Origin of the sequence: Egibacter rhizosphaerae (assembly GCF_004322855.1) — a bacterium.
GTDB classification, from domain to species: Bacteria; Actinomycetota; Nitriliruptoria; order Euzebyales; family Egibacteraceae; genus Egibacter; species Egibacter rhizosphaerae.
Genome location: NZ_CP036402.1, coordinates 1,413,285 through 1,429,983, shown reverse-complemented (window position 1 = coordinate 1,429,983; position 16,699 = coordinate 1,413,285). Strand labels below are relative to the sequence as shown.

Below are 16,699 nucleotides of genomic sequence, written 5' to 3'. Positions count from 1 at the left end.
GTCAGGTTTCTCTTGACGCAACGGCTGATGTGTCGTAGATATATCACCATGACGGGCACGGACGCGGCCACGGGCCGCCACGAATCGGCGCAGCCGGAGGCGCACGGCCTCGACCTCCCGGAACTGCGCACACTCGTCGCGGGAGACGTGCGGCCCGCGAGCCTCGCCGACAAGGCCTACTACCTCATCCGCGACGCGATCGTCGCCCTCGACCTTCCCCCGGGGACGACGATCGACGAGAAGGCGCTCATGGCCGAGCTCGATCTCGGCCGCACCCCCGTGCGGGAGGCGCTCCGCCGGTTGGCCGACGATCGCCTCGTCGAGGTCGTCCCGCGTCGCGGCATGTACGTCACCCACGTCGACATCGGGGATCTCGCCGCGATTAGCGAGCTGCGCGTGGAGGTCGAGGGCCACGCGGCGCGACTGGCCGCCGAGCGCGCGAACGCTCGGGAACGTGCGGCGGCTGCTGAACTCCTCGGTCACGTCGCCGCGCACGAGGACGCGGACCAGCGGACCCTCATGCGCGTCGACCAGATGGTGCACCGCCATGTGCATCGCGCCGCGCACAACCCGTACCTGCAGCGGGTCGCCGAGGAGCACTTCCTCTTGAGCCTGCGTCTGTGGTTCCTCGTCCTCGACCGCGTCCCTTGGCTGCCGCAAGCGGTCGCGGAGCACGTCGAGCTGCTCGAGGCGGTCCGCGACGGGGACTCCGCGCGCGCCGAGTTGGTGGTGCGCGCCCACATCGCCGGCTTCGAGCGCACCGTCCGCGAGGTCATCTGAACAGGTATCCGTCCGTGTGAATCCCGCCCGACCACTGCCGATCACCGCCCCGGCCGACCCGAAAGGGGGCACCATGAGCACCCCACCCGAGCAGGCAGACGTCGTCGTTATCGGCGCCGGCATCGTCGGCAACTCGATGGTCCACCACCTCGCGCAACAGGGGTGGGGGTCGATCGTGCTTCTCGACAAGGGGCCGCTGCCGGATCCCGGGGGCTCCACCGGTCACGCGTCGAACTTCATCTTCCCCGTCGACCACTCGAAGGAGATCACGCACATCACGGTCGACTCGATGCGCCAGTACGCCGAGCTCGACGTGCTGACCACCAGCGGGGGAGTCGAGGTCGCGCGCACCGAGGAACGGGTCGAGGAACTGCGCAGGCGCATGACGTCGGCCAAGGCCTGGGGCATCGACTCGGAGCTCATCGGACCGAAGGAGGTGACCGAGCTCGTCCCGTTCGTCGATCCCGAGGTGATCCTCGCCGGCTTCTACACCCCGTCGGTCGCGGTGGTCGACCCGCTGCAGGCCGGGGTGCTGATGCGCGAACAGGCGGCGGCGCGTGCCGACCTCGCGGTGTTCGCGAACACCACGGTGCTCGGGATCGACACCGAGCAGACCCCGGGCGGTCTCCGGCGGGTCACGCGGGTACGGACCGACCGTGGTGACATCGCCACCGACGCGGTCGTCGTCGCGTCCGGCGTGTGGAGTCGCCACATCGCCGGCCTCGCCGGTGCGCGGCTGCCGCTCATCCCCGCGGTGCACCAGATGATCGACGTGGGGCCCATCCCCGAGCTCGCCGAGACCCGTTCCGAGATCGCTTGGCCCATCGTGCGCGACATGGACGCGCTCATGTACGAGCGGCAGTCGGGGGCGGACATGGAGATCGGCAGCTACGCGCACCGGCCGATCCTGCACGACCCGTGGGAGATCCCCTCGATCGAGGAGGCGACGCTCTCGCCCACCCAGCTGCCGCTCACCAAGGAGGACTTCGACCCGCAGCTCGAGGACGCGCTCGAGTTGATGCCCGACCTCCTGACGCGCGAGGGCGCGGGCATCCGCCACGGCATCAACGGCCTGCTGTCCCTGACGCCCGACGGGGGTCCGCTGCTCGGCGAGACCCCCGACGTGGCCGGCCTGTGGTCGGCAGCGGCCGTGTGGATCAAGGAGGGGCCGGGGGTCGGCAAGTACCTGGCGGAGTGGATGACCCACGGCCACCAGGAGATCGACCTCCACAGCGCCGACATCGCGCGGTTCTACCCCCCACAGCGGACCAGGGCGCACGTGATCGCCAGGGCGAGCGAGGGCTTCAACAAGACCTACGGGATCGTCCACCCGCGCGAGCAGTGGGAGTCGAACCGCCGACTGCGCAAGAGCCCCTTCTACGACCGGGAGGTCGCGCTCGAGGCCGAGTTCTTCGAGGCCGGGGGTTGGGAGCGCCCGCAGTGGTACGAGGCGAACCGTCCGCTGCTCACCGAGTACCACGGGCGGCTGGGTGAGCGGCCCCACGAGTGGGACGCCCGCTGGTGGTCGCCGATCATCGACGCCGAGCACCTCGCGATGCGCGACCGGGCGGCGATGATCGACCTGACCGCGTTCGCCCAGTTCGAGGTGACCGGCCCCGGCGCGCTCGACTACCTCGAGCGGATGTGCGTCGCGAAGATCGACCGTGCGGTGGGCCGCGTGGTCTACACGCCGGTGCTGGCCGCCAACGGCGGGTTCCGCAGCGACCTCACCGTCGTGCGGCTGGCCGACGACCGGTTCCGGGTCATCACCGGCGGCGCGCACGGGGGCCGCGACGGCAAGTGGTTCCGCGACCACCTGCCGGCCGACGGCTCGGCCCAGCTCGTGGACGTGTCATCGGCGACCTGCACCGTCGGGTTGTGGGGGCCGCGGGCCCGCGACGTGCTCGCCGCGACCACCGTCGACGACGTGTCGAACGACGCCTTCGGCTTCGGCTCGGCGCAGTGGATCGAGGTCGGCACCGTGACCGCGCTGGCGGTGCGGATCAGCTACGTCGGCGACCTCGGCTGGGAGCTGCACGCGGCGATCGAGCAGGGCGAACAGCTCTGGGACGCCCTCTGGGAGGCCGGTCGGGACCACGGGGTCGTCGCCGCCGGCATCGGCGTGTACGGCACGACGGGTCGGATGGAGAAGGGCTACCGCCTGATGGGCCACGAGCTCGAGCTCGAGTACGACGCGGTGGAGGCCGGCCTCGCGCTCCCGAGGGTCAAGGCGGCCGACTTCATCGGCAAGGACGCCTACCTGGCTGCCCGCGAGGCCGAGCCCGCCGCGGTCCTGTGCACGCTCACCGTCGACGACCTCCAGTCGAGCAGCGGGATCATCCGCGTGCCGCAGGGCGGCGAGCCGATCCTCACCCGCGACGGGCAGGAGCTCGTCGACGCGAAGGGTCGGCGCAGCTACGTGACCAGCGCTGGTGCCGGCCCCTCGGTCGGGGCGTACCTGCTCATGGCCTACCTGCCGTCCGACCGCGCCGTGGAGGGTACCGGCCTCTCCGTCGAGTACATGGGGGAGCGCTACCCGGTGACGGTCGCCCGCGCGGGCCGCACCCCGCTGTTCGATCCCGACGACACCCGCATGAAGGCGTAGGGAGCCGCCATGGAGATCCTCGTCTGCGTCAAGCGGGTCCCGTCACCGGGAGCGAAGATCGCGCTCACGGCTGACGGCACCCGCGTCGACACGACCCACCTCGCGTTCACCATGAGCCCGCACGAGGAGTGCGCGGTGGAGGAGGCCGTCCGCCTGGCTACCGCCCACGGCGGATCCAGCACGGTGCTGACCTTGGGCTCGGCGGCGGCCGACGAACAGGTTCGTCACGCGATCTCGATGGGGGTCGACCACGGCGTGCTCATCGATGCGGGCGACGAGCAGGTCGACCCGCAGGCCACCGCGAGGGCGATCGGGGCAGCGGTCCGCGATCTGGAGCGCGGCCGCGAGCCCTTCGACCTGATCCTGTTCGGCAACGAGTCCGCCGACGCCGCGAACTACCAGGTCGGCATCCGGGTCGCGCACGCGCTCGGCCGCCCGACGGTCGGGGGCATCAAAGCGATCGAGCCCCACGACGGGGTCGTGGCCCTGACCCGCGGGACCGCGGACGGCAGTGAGCACTACGAGTTGCCCCTGCCTGCGGTCGTCGGGGTCAAGGAGGGCATCAACGTCCCGCGCTACCCGGCTCTGAAGGGGCGTGTGCGGGCGAAGAAGGCAGCGGTCGCGAGCGTCGCAGCAACGCCGGATCCGGGTGGGCTCGCGACGGTCGGATTGCGGCACCCGCCGCAGCAGGCCGCCGACACCCGGGTGCTCGGGCACGGCGCGGAGGCCGTGCCCGCCATCGCCGATCTACTCGAACGGCTGGGGGTGAACACGTGATGAGCGGAGTCCTGGGGTTCGTGGAGCACGGGCCGGCGGGCCCGGAGAGGCTCTCGCTGGAGATGCTCACCGTCGCCGCCGGGGACGACGGGGTCGAAGCGGTCGTCGTCGGCCAACCGGGAGCGGGGACGAGCGAACAGCTGTGCGCGTTCGGGGTCGACCGGCTGCACGTCATCGACCATGACCTCGTGGGCGACTACGCGCCCGAGGCCTGGGCCGAGGGTCTCCGCCAGCTCATCGCCACGCGGGACCCGGAGGTGGTGCTCGCGGGTGGCGGTGAGCACGGCAACGAGGTGATGGCCCACGTCGCCGCCCGGCTGGACGAGCCGCTGGCCACGAACTGCGTCGTCCTGACGCCCGAGGGGACCGGGACCGACGGCTGGCACCTCACGCGCCTGCGCTGGGGCGGGATCCTCTACGAGGACGCGGTGCTCACGTCGGACCGCAAGCTCGCGACGATCGCACCGCACGTCGTCGAGCCGGTGCCCAGCCGGGCCGCGGCGCAGGTGCCGGTGGAGGCGTTCGCGGCGGAGCTCGACCCCGTGCTCGCCAGGACGCGCGTGCGTGACCGGACCACCCGCAGTGCGGGCGTGTCGCTCGCCACCGCCCCGGTGGTCGTGTCCGGTGGTCGGGGTGTCGGCAGCGCCGAGGGGTTCGCGGTCCTCGAGGAGCTCGCGGAGCTCGTCGGCGGCGCTGTGGGATGCTCCCGGGTGGTGACGAACAACGGCTGGCGGCCGCACTCGGATCAGGTCGGGCAGACCGGCACCCGGGTCGCTCCCGACCTCTACGTCGCCTGCGGGATCAGCGGCGCGACCCAGCACTGGGTCGGGTGCATGAACGCCAAGGCGATCCTCGCCATCAACACCGACCCGGAAGCGCCCATGGTCACGCGGGCCGACTACGCGGTCATCGGCGACGTGCACGAGGTCTTGCCCGCCCTGGTCGAGGAGGTGCGCAGCCGTCAGGCCGCGCCGGTGTGAGATCAGGGGGCTCGGGGCGCGTGATCGCGAAGGGACGTTGAGGGGGCTGTGATGACGAGGGCTTCCGCGGAGGCCGAGCACCGTCGCTTCGGGGGTGAGCACACCCGGACGATCCTCGACGGGATCGGCGGCACCCCTTTGGTTCCCGTGGACGGCATCTGGGCCAAGCTCGAGTTCCTGAACCCCTCCGGCAGCGTGAAGGCGCGGTTGGCGGCCTACGTCGTCGACCGTGCCGAGCGGGAGGGGCTGCTCCGCCCCGGCGACACGATCGTCGAGGCGTCGAGCGGCAATACCGGCAACGCGCTGTCGATGGTGGCCGCGGTGAAGGGCTACCGGATGCTGGTGGTCATGCCCGCCGGCATGTCGACCGAGCGCGCCGCGATCAGCCGTGCGTACGGGGCGCAGGTCTGGGAGGTCGGCCATTTCCACGTCACCGAGGCCCTGGAGGCCGCCAAGGAACTCGGCCGGCGGCCCGGCTACTTCTGTCCCGAGCAGTTCGCGAGCGAGTGGAACGTCGAGGAGAACCGCAGCTGGCTGGGTCCCGAGATCCTGTCCCAGCTGCCGTTGGGGCTCGTTCCCGACGCGCTCGTCACCGGGGTCGGCACCGGGGGCACCCTCGTCGGCGTGGGGCAGGCGTTCCGCGCCGCCAATCCGGATGTCCGGATCGTCGCGGTGGAACCCGACGAGTCGTGCACGATCCGTTGCGGCGAGATCGCCGAGCATCCCCTCGAGGGGATCGCGGACGGCTTCGTGCCCGAGATCTACGCGCGGCACTCCGACGAGGTCGACGAGGTGGTCTCGGTCGAGGGGTGGGCCGCGCTCGAGGCCATGCGCGAGCTGGCGCGCATCCATGGGCTCTTCGTGGGGCCGAGCTCGGGCGCCCATCTCGTGGCGGCCCGACGCGTGCGGCAGGCGCACCCCGATGTTCGCACGATCGTGACCCTGTTCTGCGACGAGGGCGAGAAGTACCTGAGCGAGCACTACGCCGCCGAGTCGGCTGCCCCGGGGGCGGCGACGTGAACGGTGCGTGAGACAAGGGCGATCGGTGGCCGTCTCGCGGGTGGAGGAACGGGCGTTAGACTCGATCGTCGTGGCTGAGCAACGCAACGGCTCCCGGGTCCAGTCTGTGGACCGTGGTGTCGACATCCTCGAGTTCCTGGCCCAGAACGGGTGGTCCGGCGTCACCGACGTCGGGCACGCGCTGGGTGTGCACAAGTCGACCGCGTTCCGGCTGCTGTCCACGCTCGAGAGCCGGGGACTGGTCGAGCAGCACGTGGACAGCGGCAAGTACCACCTCGGATTCGGGCTCGTCCACCTCGCTCGGGCGGTGAGCGTCGGACCCGACCTCACACGGCACGCCCGTGAGGCCTGCCAGCGCCTCGCCGACGAGAGCAGCGAGAGCGTCTCGCTCGCGGTCCTCGAGGGCGACGCCGTGGTGACGATCGACCAGGTCATCCCGCAGGAGTCCTCGGTGGTGAGCCGCAGCTGGCTCGGCCGGCGCACCCCGCTGCACGCCACGAGCCCCGGCAAGGTGTTCCTGGCCTTCATTCCCGAGACCCGGCGTGCGACGATCCTCGACGGCCCCCACGAGGAGTTCACCGCCAGCACGATCACGGATCCGCGGGAGCTGCGCGCCTCGATCGCGCGGGTCGCCGAGGACGGGTTCAGCTTCTGCTTCGAGGAGCTCGAGGAGGGGTTGGCCGCGATGGCCGCGCCGATCCGGGGTGCGGACGGTACCGTGGTGGCCGCGATCAGCATGTCGGCGCCGAGCTACCGGATGCCTGAGGAACGACGCCCCGGTCTCGCGAAGGCCCTTCTGGAGGCGGCGGCCGACGTGTCCGCACGCTTCGGGTACTCGCAGATCGGCGGCGTCGGTCTCGACGAGTCGTAGATCGCGTCGGGCCGAGTAGCCTCACGGAGGTCCGGACGATGCCGCCGGGCCACGGTCCCTACACGAGCCTTCGGAGGTCGCTGCAATGAGTGAGCAGCTGCGCGACGAGCAGGAGTGGCAGACGCGACTCACCGCGGAGCAGTACCGCATCCTGCGCGAGGGCGGCACCGAGCCCCCCTTCAGTGGCGCGTACTGGAACGCGAAGGAGGACGGCGTGTACCGCTGCGCGGGCTGCGGCACGGAGCTGTTCACCTCGGACACGAAGTACGACTCCGGGACCGGTTGGCCGAGTTTCTGGGAGCCGGTGGGGAAGGACCGCGTGCGTCTGGTCGAGGACCGGTCGCACGGCATGGTTCGCACGGAGGTGCGCTGCGCGAGTTGTGATGGCCACCTCGGGCACGTGTTCCCCGACGGGCCCGAGCCAACCGGTGAGCGCTACTGCATGAACAGCCTCGCCCTCGAGCTCGACCGCGAGGCCGAGGCGGGCTGACCAGCACCCCTACCCGGACGTCCGCGCACCGGGGGAGGCCCCGCCCGTGTCGTCGTCCCCTATGGTTGCTCGGGGCGGCGTGAGCGCTCGGGGCGCGAGCTCGAGGAGCGATCGCTCGGCGGGATGGCCCGTGCGGTCGCGTGCGACGGTCAAGGCCGCGTCGTCGTCGGTGTCCGTGGGAGCGTCGGGGACGAGCGCCTCGCGGAGCCGCTGCTTGACCGCCGGCACCGCGATCGGCTCGAACGCTGCGGGATGGAGCAGGTGCGCGAGGGCTTCTCGCTGGCTGTGGCCGCCGTGTGGTGCCACTGCGTGGAGCCAGGCACGGCACCGGATCGGGTCGGAGAGAACGGCGGTCGCGCTGCCGGCCCGGGCGGCGGCGACCGCCCGCGCCAGGTAGCCGAGCTGCGAGAGCCGGCGCAGCTGGAAGGCCGTTCCCCCTGGTGCCACACCGGCGGCGAGAGCGGCACGAAGCTCCGGTCCCGGCGACGTGCCGAGCAGGGAGACCTTGCGGGAGATCGACACGTCCCGCGGGAACAGCAGGTGCAGCGTCAGCAGGTCGTCGGCGAGCGCGCGGGTCGTGGCCGGCGCCGTGCGCACGGTTGCCCATCGGTCGGCGAACGATCCGGTCGCCGACACGGCCTCGTTCACGCGCGCGGCCAGGTCTTCAGGGTCGGCGCGGTCCCGGTCGGAGAGTCGCGGGGCGAGCAGGGCGGTGGCCGCGTCGTAGATGCCGGCCGCCGCAGCGGTGGGTTCGATCGGCATGTCGACAGCATCCACCGCCCGGCGGCGCAAGCGAGGAATCGCCCGATCGGGGGCTGTGGAGAACGAACCGCGGGGTAGCGGTCGAGCGCTGGGTCAGGCATCATGACCGAGCGTGATCACCTCACGTGGGGCAGGGCACGGTGCGCGGTCTCGCAGGTGTTCGGAGAAGGGGAGCAGCCAGGATGGCCGTGTCGAGGGGTGTCGCCCGGCGGGCATGCGAGCGGGTCTTCACGCGGGTGTGCGAGTTGGGCGAGGCGGTGCCCGAGGGCACGCCGGCGGCGTGGTTCCTGGCGGATGCGGCACGCTGTGTCGATCTCGCCCGCGAGCTGCTCGCGCCGCACCGTGAGCAGCCCGCGGCCTCGCTGCGGTGGCTGGGTCGGGCGAGCGACCTGCTGCGTGGCGTGGCCGAGCTCGAGGGCCGGGTGCCCGACTACGCGGCCAGTTGGGACGGGGTGGATCGGCTCTCGGTGATCGTGGACGGGATCGTCGTCACCCTCGATGTCGACGCGACCGAGGGGGCCGACCCGGTCGAGCCGGGGGACGGCGAGGCATAGGAGCGGGGGTTCCCGCGATCGTGACCGGGGATCCCGACCGATCGGGGCTCCCGACCCGGGAGCGGCGCCCTAGCGGCCGGCCAGGCGCCGCAGCGTGTCGCCCGCCGGTCCGGCGAGCGGCCCGGCGACCCGCAGGTGCAGCTCGCTCGCAGCGCCTCGCGAGTGGAGTTCGTCCGTCGAGACCCCACCCAGCTCCCCGTTCGGGCCGGTCAGCAGGATCGGAAGGTCGCGCGCCGCGGCCAGGGGCGCGGCCGCGAGTCCGACCGCCCACCCGGACGGCTCGTACCCGCCGATCACGATCGCCCCGGCGCCGTCCCGCGGCACCAGGGTCGAGGCCACGCGGGCAGCCGTCGCCTCCCGCTCGCGTCCGGCGATCCGCGTCGGCTCCCTGCCCGTCACCTCCGCGACGGCGTCCGCCACGGCTCCGTCGAGCGCCTGCTCGCCCCCGAGCAGGGTCGCGCGTTTGATCCCCTCGGCCTCCAGGTACTCGGCGACGCGCGCGTCCAGCTCGTCGCCGGCGGTCAGCAGAACGGGAGTCCGGTGGGTGGCGGCGGGGCCCGCCACCGCGATGGCGTCGGCCCACTCGTCCGCGCGCGCGAGGAACACCTCGCCCCGCGCTCCAGCGGCGTCCGCGACCGCCAGCGCGGTCTCCGCCCGGTCGTCGCCGGCCAGGCGCTCGACCTCCGCGGCGACCTCCCGCAGAGCGTGGGCCACGTCGTCGCCGACTGCCGAGCTCCCCCCGAGCACCTGGACGGTTCCTCCCGGCCCGAGGACCCGCTCGAGCTCGTCGCGGGTCCGTGACGGCAACTCGTCGCCGGTGGCGTACAGCACCGGCTGCTCGCGCGCGAGCGAGCTCCCCGCGAGGGCGTCGGCGAAGACGTCGGCACGAGCGACGAGCGCGGCCTCGGCCTCGCCGCGGCCGAACCGTTCGCGGGACAGCTCGACCGCCGCGTCGATCGGATCGTCCGGCAGCGGGTCGACGGCCGCCTCGTCGTCCGCGACGGCGTCTCGAGCCACGGGGGCGTCGATGGTGCCGTGGGCGACGAAGTCGAGCTCGTCGCCGGAGCCGGTGATCGCCTCGAGCGCTTCGACGGGGGAGCCCTCCGGCGCGGCACCGCGGACCAGACCGGCCACGCCCGCGGCGATGGGCGCGGCGGCGGAGGTGCCGCAGAACCGGCCACCACGCGGGAGGTCGAGGCGGGCACAGCCCGGTGCCGCGGACGAGACCCACCCGCCGTGGGTCGACCAGCCGTAGCGGCCCCCGTCGGGATCGTGGCCGGCGATCGACAGGACACCGTCGTAGCTCGCCGGATAGAACTCCCTGGTGCCGCCCGAGTTCCCGGCAGCGGCGACGACGAGCACGCCGGCGTCCCGTGCGGAGGTCACGGCGGCTTCCAGGCGGCGGCTGCCGAGCGGCCCTCCCAGGCTGAGCGAGATGACGTCAGCGCCCGCTTCGACCGCGGCGTCGATGCCGGCGGCCACGTGGCTCGCGCGACTGCGGCCGTCGGCGCCGAGGACGGTGACCGGCAGGATCTCGCAGCCGGGACACGCTCCGTGGTCGCGCCCGGCGACCAGGGCGGCGGCGCCGGTGCCGTGACGGGACGGCTCCTCGTCCTCGATGATCTCGATCGGCTCGTGCAGCCGGTCGGGCCCGACGCCGGCAGCCTCTCCGTCGATCGCCGTGTCGAGCACCGCGACCGTGGTCCCCGCGCCGGTGCCGTCGTCCCGGACCTCGGGGGCGCCCACGGCGTCGAGCCACCAGCCGGGCTCGCTGGCGCCGCCGAGCGCGCGGGGAACGCTGGTGCGTGGCTCCTCGGGGTGGGACAGGACCGGGTCGTCCGCGTCGGCTCCCGCGGGGGACACCGGCGCCACCGTGACGAGCACGACGGCGGCGACCGCGATCGCCGTGACGGAGAACAGCCGTGCGGCGGGGATCCCGGCGACCGCCACCGTGGCACCTGGGCTGCCGGCGTGCCCGACGCGCTGCATGCATGACCCTTCCGCGGTCGCTCGCACCTGAGGTGTGGACACGGACAGGGTCGGCCGGTACCTCGGCGTCCTTAATGAGTGGATCGCACGGAGGGAGCGCCGTCAGGCGGGCGATGAAGGGAAACCGTGGTTCCTACCCCGGTCGCGGGGCGCTCACCCCGCACCGTTCCAACAGGAACCTGTCCCTTCGGCCAGTGCGTGTCCGATTCCTCCCCGTAGCGCGGGTGCGCGTTCGGCCGTCATTGGCAGGAGACGCACACAACAGATCGAATACGACAGGACGCGGTCGACACCTCGCGTCACCCAGTGGTCGGATCGCACGTCGGCGGGTCGTGCCGCGCGGGCTCGTGAAGCACACGCGCTGATCGTGACACCGCGAACCGATCGACCTGCTTGGTGGCAGGTCTGGGCGACGTGTGCCGATCACCGGACAGAAAAGGAATCCCCCAGATGCAACGCGTCGCCCGCCGTACCGTTCTCCGTAGTGGAGCCCTCGGCCTCGGCGTTCTCGGTGCCTCCTTCTATGCCGGCCCGCTCGAGGCCATCGTGCGCGCCCCCGCCGCTCGTGCCGGTGAGCTGCCCGAGGTCACCAGCCGTACGTTCCAGGGATTCGTCACCGAGACCGTCGAGGGGAGCGTGCACCGGTCCCGCCCCGCGTCCGCGCAGGGTCCGTTCTCGATGGTGGGTTTCGACGGGCCGCCCGAGGCGCGGATCCGGATCCGCCATGCCGAGGGCGACGGCGAATGGAGTGACTGGCGGGAGGTACCGCAGCGCCAGGCCGACGAACAGCCGGACCCGGACAGCGAGGAGGCCGACCCGGGTGTCGACGGCTCCACCGAGCCGGTCTGGGTGCGCTCGGCCGACCGGCTGCAGGTCGAGGTCGAGAATGCCCGCCCCGAGGACCTCGATGCCCACCTCATCGACTCCATGGGGCTGGCGGAGGCCGCCTCCGCCGCAGCAGCCGACTCACGGATGGCCGCTGCTCTCGGGCTCACCGGGGCAGCCACCGCTCACGCGAGCACCGCCCCACCGAGCGTCATCAGCCGGGCCCAGTGGGGAGCGGACGAGTCGTGGCGCTCCGGGAGCCCCCGCGCGGCGAGCAGCCTGCGATTCGGCGTCGTGCACCACACCGTGACCGGCAACGGCTATTCGCAGGGTGAAGCGGCGGGCGTGGTCCGCGGGATCTACCGCTACCACGCGATCAGCCGGGGCTGGAACGACATCGGCTACAACTTCCTCGTCGACCGCTTCGGTCGCATCTACGAGGGACGGGCCGGGGGCATCGAGCGGCCGATCGTCGGGGCGCACGCCGGCGGGTTCAACACCGGTTCGGTCGGGATCGCGGTCATCGGGACGTTCACCTCGGGGGATGTGCCCGAAGTCGCCCAGGAGGCGGTGGCGAGCATCCTGGCGTGGAAGTTCCGCATGCACGGCATCGACCCGCGCGCGACCGTGACCCTCACGAGCGGGGGCTCCACGCGGTACTCGAGCGGCACGCAGGTCACCAAGCCGACGATCATCGGCCACCGCGACGTGTCGGCGACGAGCTGCCCGGGGGACGGCTCGTACCGTCACATCGAGTCGCTGCGCCGGCGGGTCGCGGCCACCGAGCTCGATCTCGTGGAGCCGTTGGCTCGTATCGGCGGCGTCGACGGGATCGAGACCGCCATCCTCCTGAGCCAACTCGCGTTCGAGGGGGACCGCAGCGCCGAGCGGGCGGTGATCGCGACCGAGGCCGTGTTCGCGGACGCGGCCGCTGGGGGGCCGCTGGCCGGACGCGGTGGGCCGATCATGCTGACCTGGTCCGACCGGCTCGACGAGCGGGTCCGCGACGAGCTCGAGCGGGTGCTGCCGGCCGGCAAGGAGGTCTACCTGCTGGGCAGCGAGGCCGCGCTCGGCACCGGTGTCGAGCGGGCGCTCAGCGATCGCTGGAACGTGAAGCGCTTGGCCGGGAAGAACCGCGAGGAGACCGCGGCGCTCGCGGCCAAGGAGGTCGTGGCCCGCGAGGGTCGCGACGTCGCGCTCATCGCCCGGGCGGGTCCCGATGACGCGTGGGCCGACGGTCTCGCCGGGTCCGCGTACGGGGCACGGCACGGCTGCCCCGTCCTGCTCACCGATTCCGATGAGCTCTCGCCGGAGGTGCGCGAGGCGCTCGAGGAGCTCGGCATCAGCCGCACGATCGTGCTGGGCGGCCCCAGTGCCGTCAGCGACGCCGTGATGAACGACCTGCCCAGCCCGACGCGAGTGGCGGGCCAGGACCGTGCCGGCACCGCTCGCGCCGTGGCGGAGGAGCTCTGGGGTCTCCAACACGCGGGGGATCGGGGTGGCGGGGTGCTGGTCGCCGGCGGCTACGCCCCCAACGCCTGGAAGGACGCGCTGACCTCCGCCAGCGTCGCGGCGGCACGCGACCTGCCGGTCGTGCTCAGCCGCCCGGACCGGCTGCCCGCGGCGACCGAGACCTACCTCGGTGCGATCGGCGGCGGCGCGGGCGAGAGCTTCGTGATCGGCGGCACCGGCGCGCTGCAGGACGAGGTCGCGAGCCGCTCGGCGGCGCTGCTCGGCAGCTAGAACGCCGCCCGTGGCCGGGTCGTACCGGTGAGGCCACCGGAGGCCGATGCGGGCCCGGGCGGGGAGACTGCGGGAGTGGCAGCGGCGGTCGGGTGAGGGCACGATGCCCACATGAGCCCTGACCCGGAACGCACACGACAGGCGGCACCCGGGGCGCTGCTCGGCACGCTCGTCGGGGACGCGCTCGGCGCCCCGTACGAGGGTTCGCCACCGACCACGACCGAGAAGGCACGTGGCCGGCTCGAGCGAGCACTCGCCCGAACGCCGCGCCCCTACACCGACGACACGCAGATGGCGCTGGCGCTGGCGCAACACTTGCTCGGGCATCCGCACGTCGATCCCGACGCCCTGGCTGCTGCCTTCCGGGACGCGTTCGAGCCGTGGCGGGGCTACGGCGGCGGCATGCACAGGATCCACGACGCCTGGGAATGCGGGCTGCCGACCGCGCAGGCGGCGCGGGTGGCGTTCGCCGAAGGCTCGCTCGGCAACGGCGCGGCGATGCGGATCGCACCGATCGGGGTGCGGTGGGGCCACGACCCCGAGCGCTTGGCGGATGTGGCCGCACGCAGCGCCCAGCCCACCCACGTGCATCCCGTCGGGGAGGACGGAGCGGTGGTCCAGGCGCGTGCGGTCGGTCGAGCCGTGGCGCGCGGCGGCTTCACCCCGCAGGACCTCGCCGAGCTGGCGGAGGAGGCTGCCACCGACGAACTCGCGCGCGGCTTGGCCGAGGCGGCGTCGTTCGAATGGCCCGCCTCGCTCGGCGACCCGCATGTCGCCATCGCCGATCGCCTGGGGCACGAAGTGCTGGCCGACCGGTCGGTGCCGACCGCGTGCTGGGTCGCCGCGACGAGCGCGGACCCGGGCGAGGCCATGCTGCGCGCCCTCGGCGTGGGGGGCGACACGGACACGATCGCCGCGATGGCCGTCGCCATCCGCGGGGCCGCCGACGGGGGCGAGGCGGTGCCCGGAGAGCTGGTGGACGCGTGCGAGGGATCGCCGCAGGTCCGCGCGGTCGCCGACGAGTTGGCGGACGCGGCCCTCGGGGGCGACGCCGCGTGAGCGCGCCCGGGGCCGGGGCTCCTGGCCCCGAGGACGGAGCCCGCGCGGACGCGCATCCCTCCACGAGCGGATCGCGCGCCGAGGCCGTGGACGTGGTGATCGTGGGGGCAGGGCCCGTCGGGGTGGCCCTCGCCCTCGACCTCGTCCGACGGGGCCTGCGTGTCGTCGTCTGCGAGCAGGCCATGGACGTGCATCCCCTGCCGCGGGCGGTCAGCCTCGACGACGAGGCGCAGCGCTGGCTCGCCGACCTCGGGGCGTCCGTGCAGACGCGCCCGCTGCGGGGCATGACGCTCGTCGACGCGGACCACCGGGAACTGCTGCGCTTCGACCGCCCGCCCGAGGAGGCGACGCTGGGGCATCCCCCGGCCGCGCTCGTCCACCAGCCCGATCTCGAGCGCGAACTGCGCCGGCGGTTCGAGGCCTGTGCGCCGGGTGCCCTGCGGCTCGGGGTCACCGTCCTCGGGGTCACGCCGGCGCCGGGGGATCCACGACCCGCTCGGGCGTGCACACGGGTGGTGACGAGCGCGGGGGATCTCGCCGCACGCTGGGTCGTCGGGTGCGACGGCGCCGGCAGCCTCGTCCGCGCCCTGGCGGGAATCGACGACGAGACGCGGGGGACGAGCCAACGCTGGCTGGTCTGCGACTTCCGGGTCGAGGACGGTCCCGGGGGCGATCGCGACGGTGCGTCACCGCGTACGAACCCGAGCCCGCCGGTGGGCGATCGCGCGGTGCCCGAGGTCGTGCAGGTCTGCGATCCGGCCCGCCCCGCCACGAGCGTGCCGGTGGGGCGCGGTCGCCATCGCTTGGAGTTCCGCCTGCGGCGGGGTGAGACCGGACGGGAGGTCGGCTCTCGGCTGGGCGCACTGGCTCGCCCGTGGTTCGCCGACCGCCCCCTCGACGTGGAGCGCGCCGCCGTGTACGAGTTCCGCGCCCGCGTGGCCGGCAGGTTCCGAGCCGGCCGGCTGCTCCTCGCCGGCGACGCGGCGCACGAGATGCCGCCGTTTCTCGGTCAGGGCCTGTGCACCGGGTTCCGCGACGCCGCGAACCTCGGGTGGAAGCTGGCCGCGGTGGTGCACGGGGCGGCGGACCCGCGCCTGTTGGACAGCTACGACGCCGAGCGGCAACCGCATGCGGCACGGGTGGTCGACGTCGCCGATCGCATCGGGCGGGTGGTGGGGGACCGGTCGTCGACGCGGGCCGCGATACGCAACCGCGCGATCGCCGCGGGGGCAAGCCTCACCCGGGGGCGAGCCGGTCTCGCGGCGCAGCGGATGCCACCGCTGCCCGCCGGTCCCTTGGTCAGCCGCCCCGGTCGCCGGGGGCCGCAAGGGCGACGTGCTGGCGGTCTCGTGGGGCATCCGGCGCCCGCCGTGCTCGGGTCGGCGCTGAGCGGACCGGCATTCACCCTTCTGCGGACCGGTGATTGGCCGCCCGAGGGCGGGCTGCTGGCGGCGCTGCGTGGGGTCGGCGTGCAGTCTCGGCGCGTCGCCCCGGCGACGATCGCCGCGGCGGGAGCTGGTGACGCCCGCGCCCTCGTCGTCCGCCCCGACGGCATCGTGGCCGCGGTGCTGCGCGACGACCACGACCTCGTCCGCCTGGGTCGCGGCCTGCGGCGCGCCGGCCTGCGCGGTTGACGGCCGGGAGGCCCTCGGCGGGGACACCCTCGCCGGGGCGGCGCCGGGGCCGGTGCGCTCTGACGGCCGGGGAGGCGCCGGGGCCGATGCGCTCCGCGGCGGGGGCGGTCGGTGACCGGCGGGCTCTCAGCGCTCCCGCGGGGGTGTGGAACGACCGTTGGCCCCGCCGCCCCTGCGCCCCTGGGGACGCAAGCGCCCGACCGCGCGTCCGGCCGCGCGGCTGCGTTCGGCTCCGGCGCGGCGCAGCCGCCGGGCCGGGAGGTCCTCGGGCGAACGGGGACGTGTGCGGTCACGGTCGGCGAGCGCGAGATCGAGCGGCACCTCGACCGGCGGGTAGGCCTCCACCGGGTCGTCGCCGCGCCACACCACCCAGTGGATGTCCCCCTCGATGACCTCTCGGGAGACGCGGCCCGCGACGACCGAGTCCGCGTGCAGGACCGCGAGGCGCCGCCACCGCCCCTCGTTCGCGAGCTGCATGGCCTGGTGTGCGGCCACCGGGCCGGCCTGCAGCAGGAACATCCGGAAGGGCCGGCTGCGCAGCAGCCGCTGCACCACGAGCACGAGCGGACCCGGCATCGTCCCTCCGTCCTCTGGCGGTCGTCTCGTGGGT

General features: G+C 73.5%; 14 protein-coding genes. 11 read left to right on the top strand and 3 right to left on the bottom strand.

The genetic code is table 11. The annotated features are described in order from the left end of the window. The first annotated feature begins 48 nt into the window (after positions 1-48). From ER308_RS06620 to msrB, 7 genes are all read left to right on the top strand, one after another. Complete coding sequence (locus tag ER308_RS06620) at positions 49-780, top strand: GntR family transcriptional regulator (protein ID WP_165491868.1); 732 nt, start codon at positions 49-51, stop codon at positions 778-780. 73 nt (positions 781-853) lie between these two features. Further along, on the top strand, positions 854-3,385 hold the full coding sequence (locus tag ER308_RS06615; RefSeq protein ID WP_131154242.1) for a GcvT family protein: 2,532 nt from the start codon (positions 854-856) through the stop codon (positions 3,383-3,385). A gap of 9 nt (positions 3,386-3,394) precedes the next feature. Then, a complete protein-coding gene (locus tag ER308_RS06610) occupies positions 3,395-4,162 on the top strand; it encodes an electron transfer flavoprotein subunit beta/FixA family protein (RefSeq protein WP_131154241.1) in 768 nt (255 codons plus the stop codon). Further along, positions 4,162-5,142: an electron transfer flavoprotein subunit alpha/FixB family protein gene (locus ER308_RS06605; protein WP_131154240.1), complete on the top strand. Its 981-nt coding sequence runs from the start codon at positions 4,162-4,164 to the stop codon at positions 5,140-5,142. The genes ER308_RS06610 and ER308_RS06605 overlap by 1 nt, the downstream gene beginning before the upstream one ends. A gap of 51 nt (positions 5,143-5,193) precedes the next feature. Further along, on the top strand, positions 5,194-6,162 hold the full coding sequence (locus tag ER308_RS06600) for a PLP-dependent cysteine synthase family protein (RefSeq protein ID WP_131154239.1): 969 nt from the start codon (positions 5,194-5,196) through the stop codon (positions 6,160-6,162). Positions 6,163-6,232: 70 nt separating this feature from the next. Beyond that, on the top strand, positions 6,233-7,033 hold the full coding sequence (locus ER308_RS06595; RefSeq protein WP_205745945.1) for an IclR family transcriptional regulator: 801 nt from the start codon (positions 6,233-6,235) through the stop codon (positions 7,031-7,033). A gap of 85 nt (positions 7,034-7,118) precedes the next feature. Further along, positions 7,119-7,523, top strand: coding sequence for a peptide-methionine (R)-S-oxide reductase MsrB (msrB, locus tag ER308_RS06590; protein ID WP_131154238.1), 405 nt, complete (start codon positions 7,119-7,121; stop codon positions 7,521-7,523). Positions 7,524-7,532: 9 nt separating this feature from the next. On the opposite strand, the gene ER308_RS06585 is transcribed toward msrB, so the two are convergent. Beyond that, positions 7,533-8,285 carry a hypothetical protein gene (locus tag ER308_RS06585; protein ID WP_131154237.1) on the bottom strand — a complete coding sequence of 251 codons (753 nt, stop codon included), beginning with the start codon at positions 8,283-8,285 and terminating at the stop codon, positions 7,533-7,535. Positions 8,286-8,467: 182 nt separating this feature from the next. On the opposite strand from ER308_RS06585, the gene ER308_RS06580 reads away from it, so the two are divergent. Further along, positions 8,468-8,839: a hypothetical protein gene (locus ER308_RS06580; RefSeq protein ID WP_131154236.1), complete on the top strand. Its 372-nt coding sequence runs from the start codon at positions 8,468-8,470 to the stop codon at positions 8,837-8,839. Positions 8,840-8,908: 69 nt separating this feature from the next. Here ER308_RS06580 and ER308_RS06575 read toward each other — a convergent pair whose 3' ends face one another. Then, positions 8,909-10,828: a S8 family serine peptidase gene (locus ER308_RS06575; protein ID WP_131154235.1), complete on the bottom strand. Its 1,920-nt coding sequence runs from the start codon at positions 10,826-10,828 to the stop codon at positions 8,909-8,911. A 450-nt stretch (positions 10,829-11,278) separates the two neighbouring features. Here ER308_RS06575 and ER308_RS06570 point away from each other — a divergent pair, with 450 nt between their 5' ends. From ER308_RS06570 to ER308_RS06560, 3 genes are all read left to right on the top strand, one after another. Continuing rightward, entirely contained in the window at positions 11,279-13,396 is a 2,118-nt protein-coding gene (locus ER308_RS06570) for a cell wall-binding repeat-containing protein (RefSeq protein ID WP_131154234.1), read from the top strand. Between the two features lie 111 nt (positions 13,397-13,507). Continuing rightward, positions 13,508-14,455 (top strand): ADP-ribosylglycohydrolase family protein, encoded by a 948-nt coding sequence (locus ER308_RS06565; RefSeq protein WP_131154233.1) that lies wholly within the window; start codon positions 13,508-13,510, stop codon positions 14,453-14,455. Beyond that, positions 14,452-16,089 (top strand): bifunctional 3-(3-hydroxy-phenyl)propionate/3-hydroxycinnamic acid hydroxylase, encoded by a 1,638-nt coding sequence (locus ER308_RS06560; protein WP_165491867.1) that lies wholly within the window; start codon positions 14,452-14,454, stop codon positions 16,087-16,089. The genes ER308_RS06565 and ER308_RS06560 overlap by 4 nt, the downstream gene beginning before the upstream one ends. Before the next feature lie 126 nt (positions 16,090-16,215). On the opposite strand, the gene ER308_RS06555 is transcribed toward ER308_RS06560, so the two are convergent. Then, positions 16,216-16,665, bottom strand: a complete 450-nt coding sequence (locus ER308_RS06555; RefSeq protein WP_131154231.1) for a hypothetical protein — start codon at positions 16,663-16,665, stop codon at positions 16,216-16,218. Positions 16,666-16,699: the final 34 nt, after the last annotated feature.

Bases quoted from the DNA above. Each gene is read 5' to 3' on its own strand.
- ER308_RS06620 (WP_165491868.1), top strand. From the start codon at position 49: ATGACGGGCACGGACGCGGCCACGGGCCGCCACGAATCGGCGCAGCCG.
- ER308_RS06615 (WP_131154242.1), top strand. From the start codon at position 854: ATGAGCACCCCACCCGAGCAGGCAGACGTCGTCGTTATCGGCGCCGGC.
- ER308_RS06610 (WP_131154241.1), top strand. From the start codon at position 3,395: ATGGAGATCCTCGTCTGCGTCAAGCGGGTCCCGTCACCGGGAGCGAAG.
- ER308_RS06605 (WP_131154240.1), top strand. From the start codon at position 4,162: ATGAGCGGAGTCCTGGGGTTCGTGGAGCACGGGCCGGCGGGCCCGGAG.
- ER308_RS06600 (WP_131154239.1), top strand. From the start codon at position 5,194: ATGACGAGGGCTTCCGCGGAGGCCGAGCACCGTCGCTTCGGGGGTGAG.
- msrB (WP_131154238.1), top strand. From the start codon at position 7,119: ATGAGTGAGCAGCTGCGCGACGAGCAGGAGTGGCAGACGCGACTCACC.
- ER308_RS06585 (WP_131154237.1), bottom strand. From the start codon at position 8,285: ATGCCGATCGAACCCACCGCTGCGGCGGCCGGCATCTACGACGCGGCC.
- ER308_RS06580 (WP_131154236.1), top strand. From the start codon at position 8,468: ATGGCCGTGTCGAGGGGTGTCGCCCGGCGGGCATGCGAGCGGGTCTTC.
- ER308_RS06575 (WP_131154235.1), bottom strand. From the start codon at position 10,828: ATGCAGCGCGTCGGGCACGCCGGCAGCCCAGGTGCCACGGTGGCGGTC.
- ER308_RS06570 (WP_131154234.1), top strand. From the start codon at position 11,279: ATGCAACGCGTCGCCCGCCGTACCGTTCTCCGTAGTGGAGCCCTCGGC.
- ER308_RS06565 (WP_131154233.1), top strand. From the start codon at position 13,508: ATGAGCCCTGACCCGGAACGCACACGACAGGCGGCACCCGGGGCGCTG.
- ER308_RS06555 (WP_131154231.1), bottom strand. From the start codon at position 16,665: ATGCCGGGTCCGCTCGTGCTCGTGGTGCAGCGGCTGCTGCGCAGCCGG.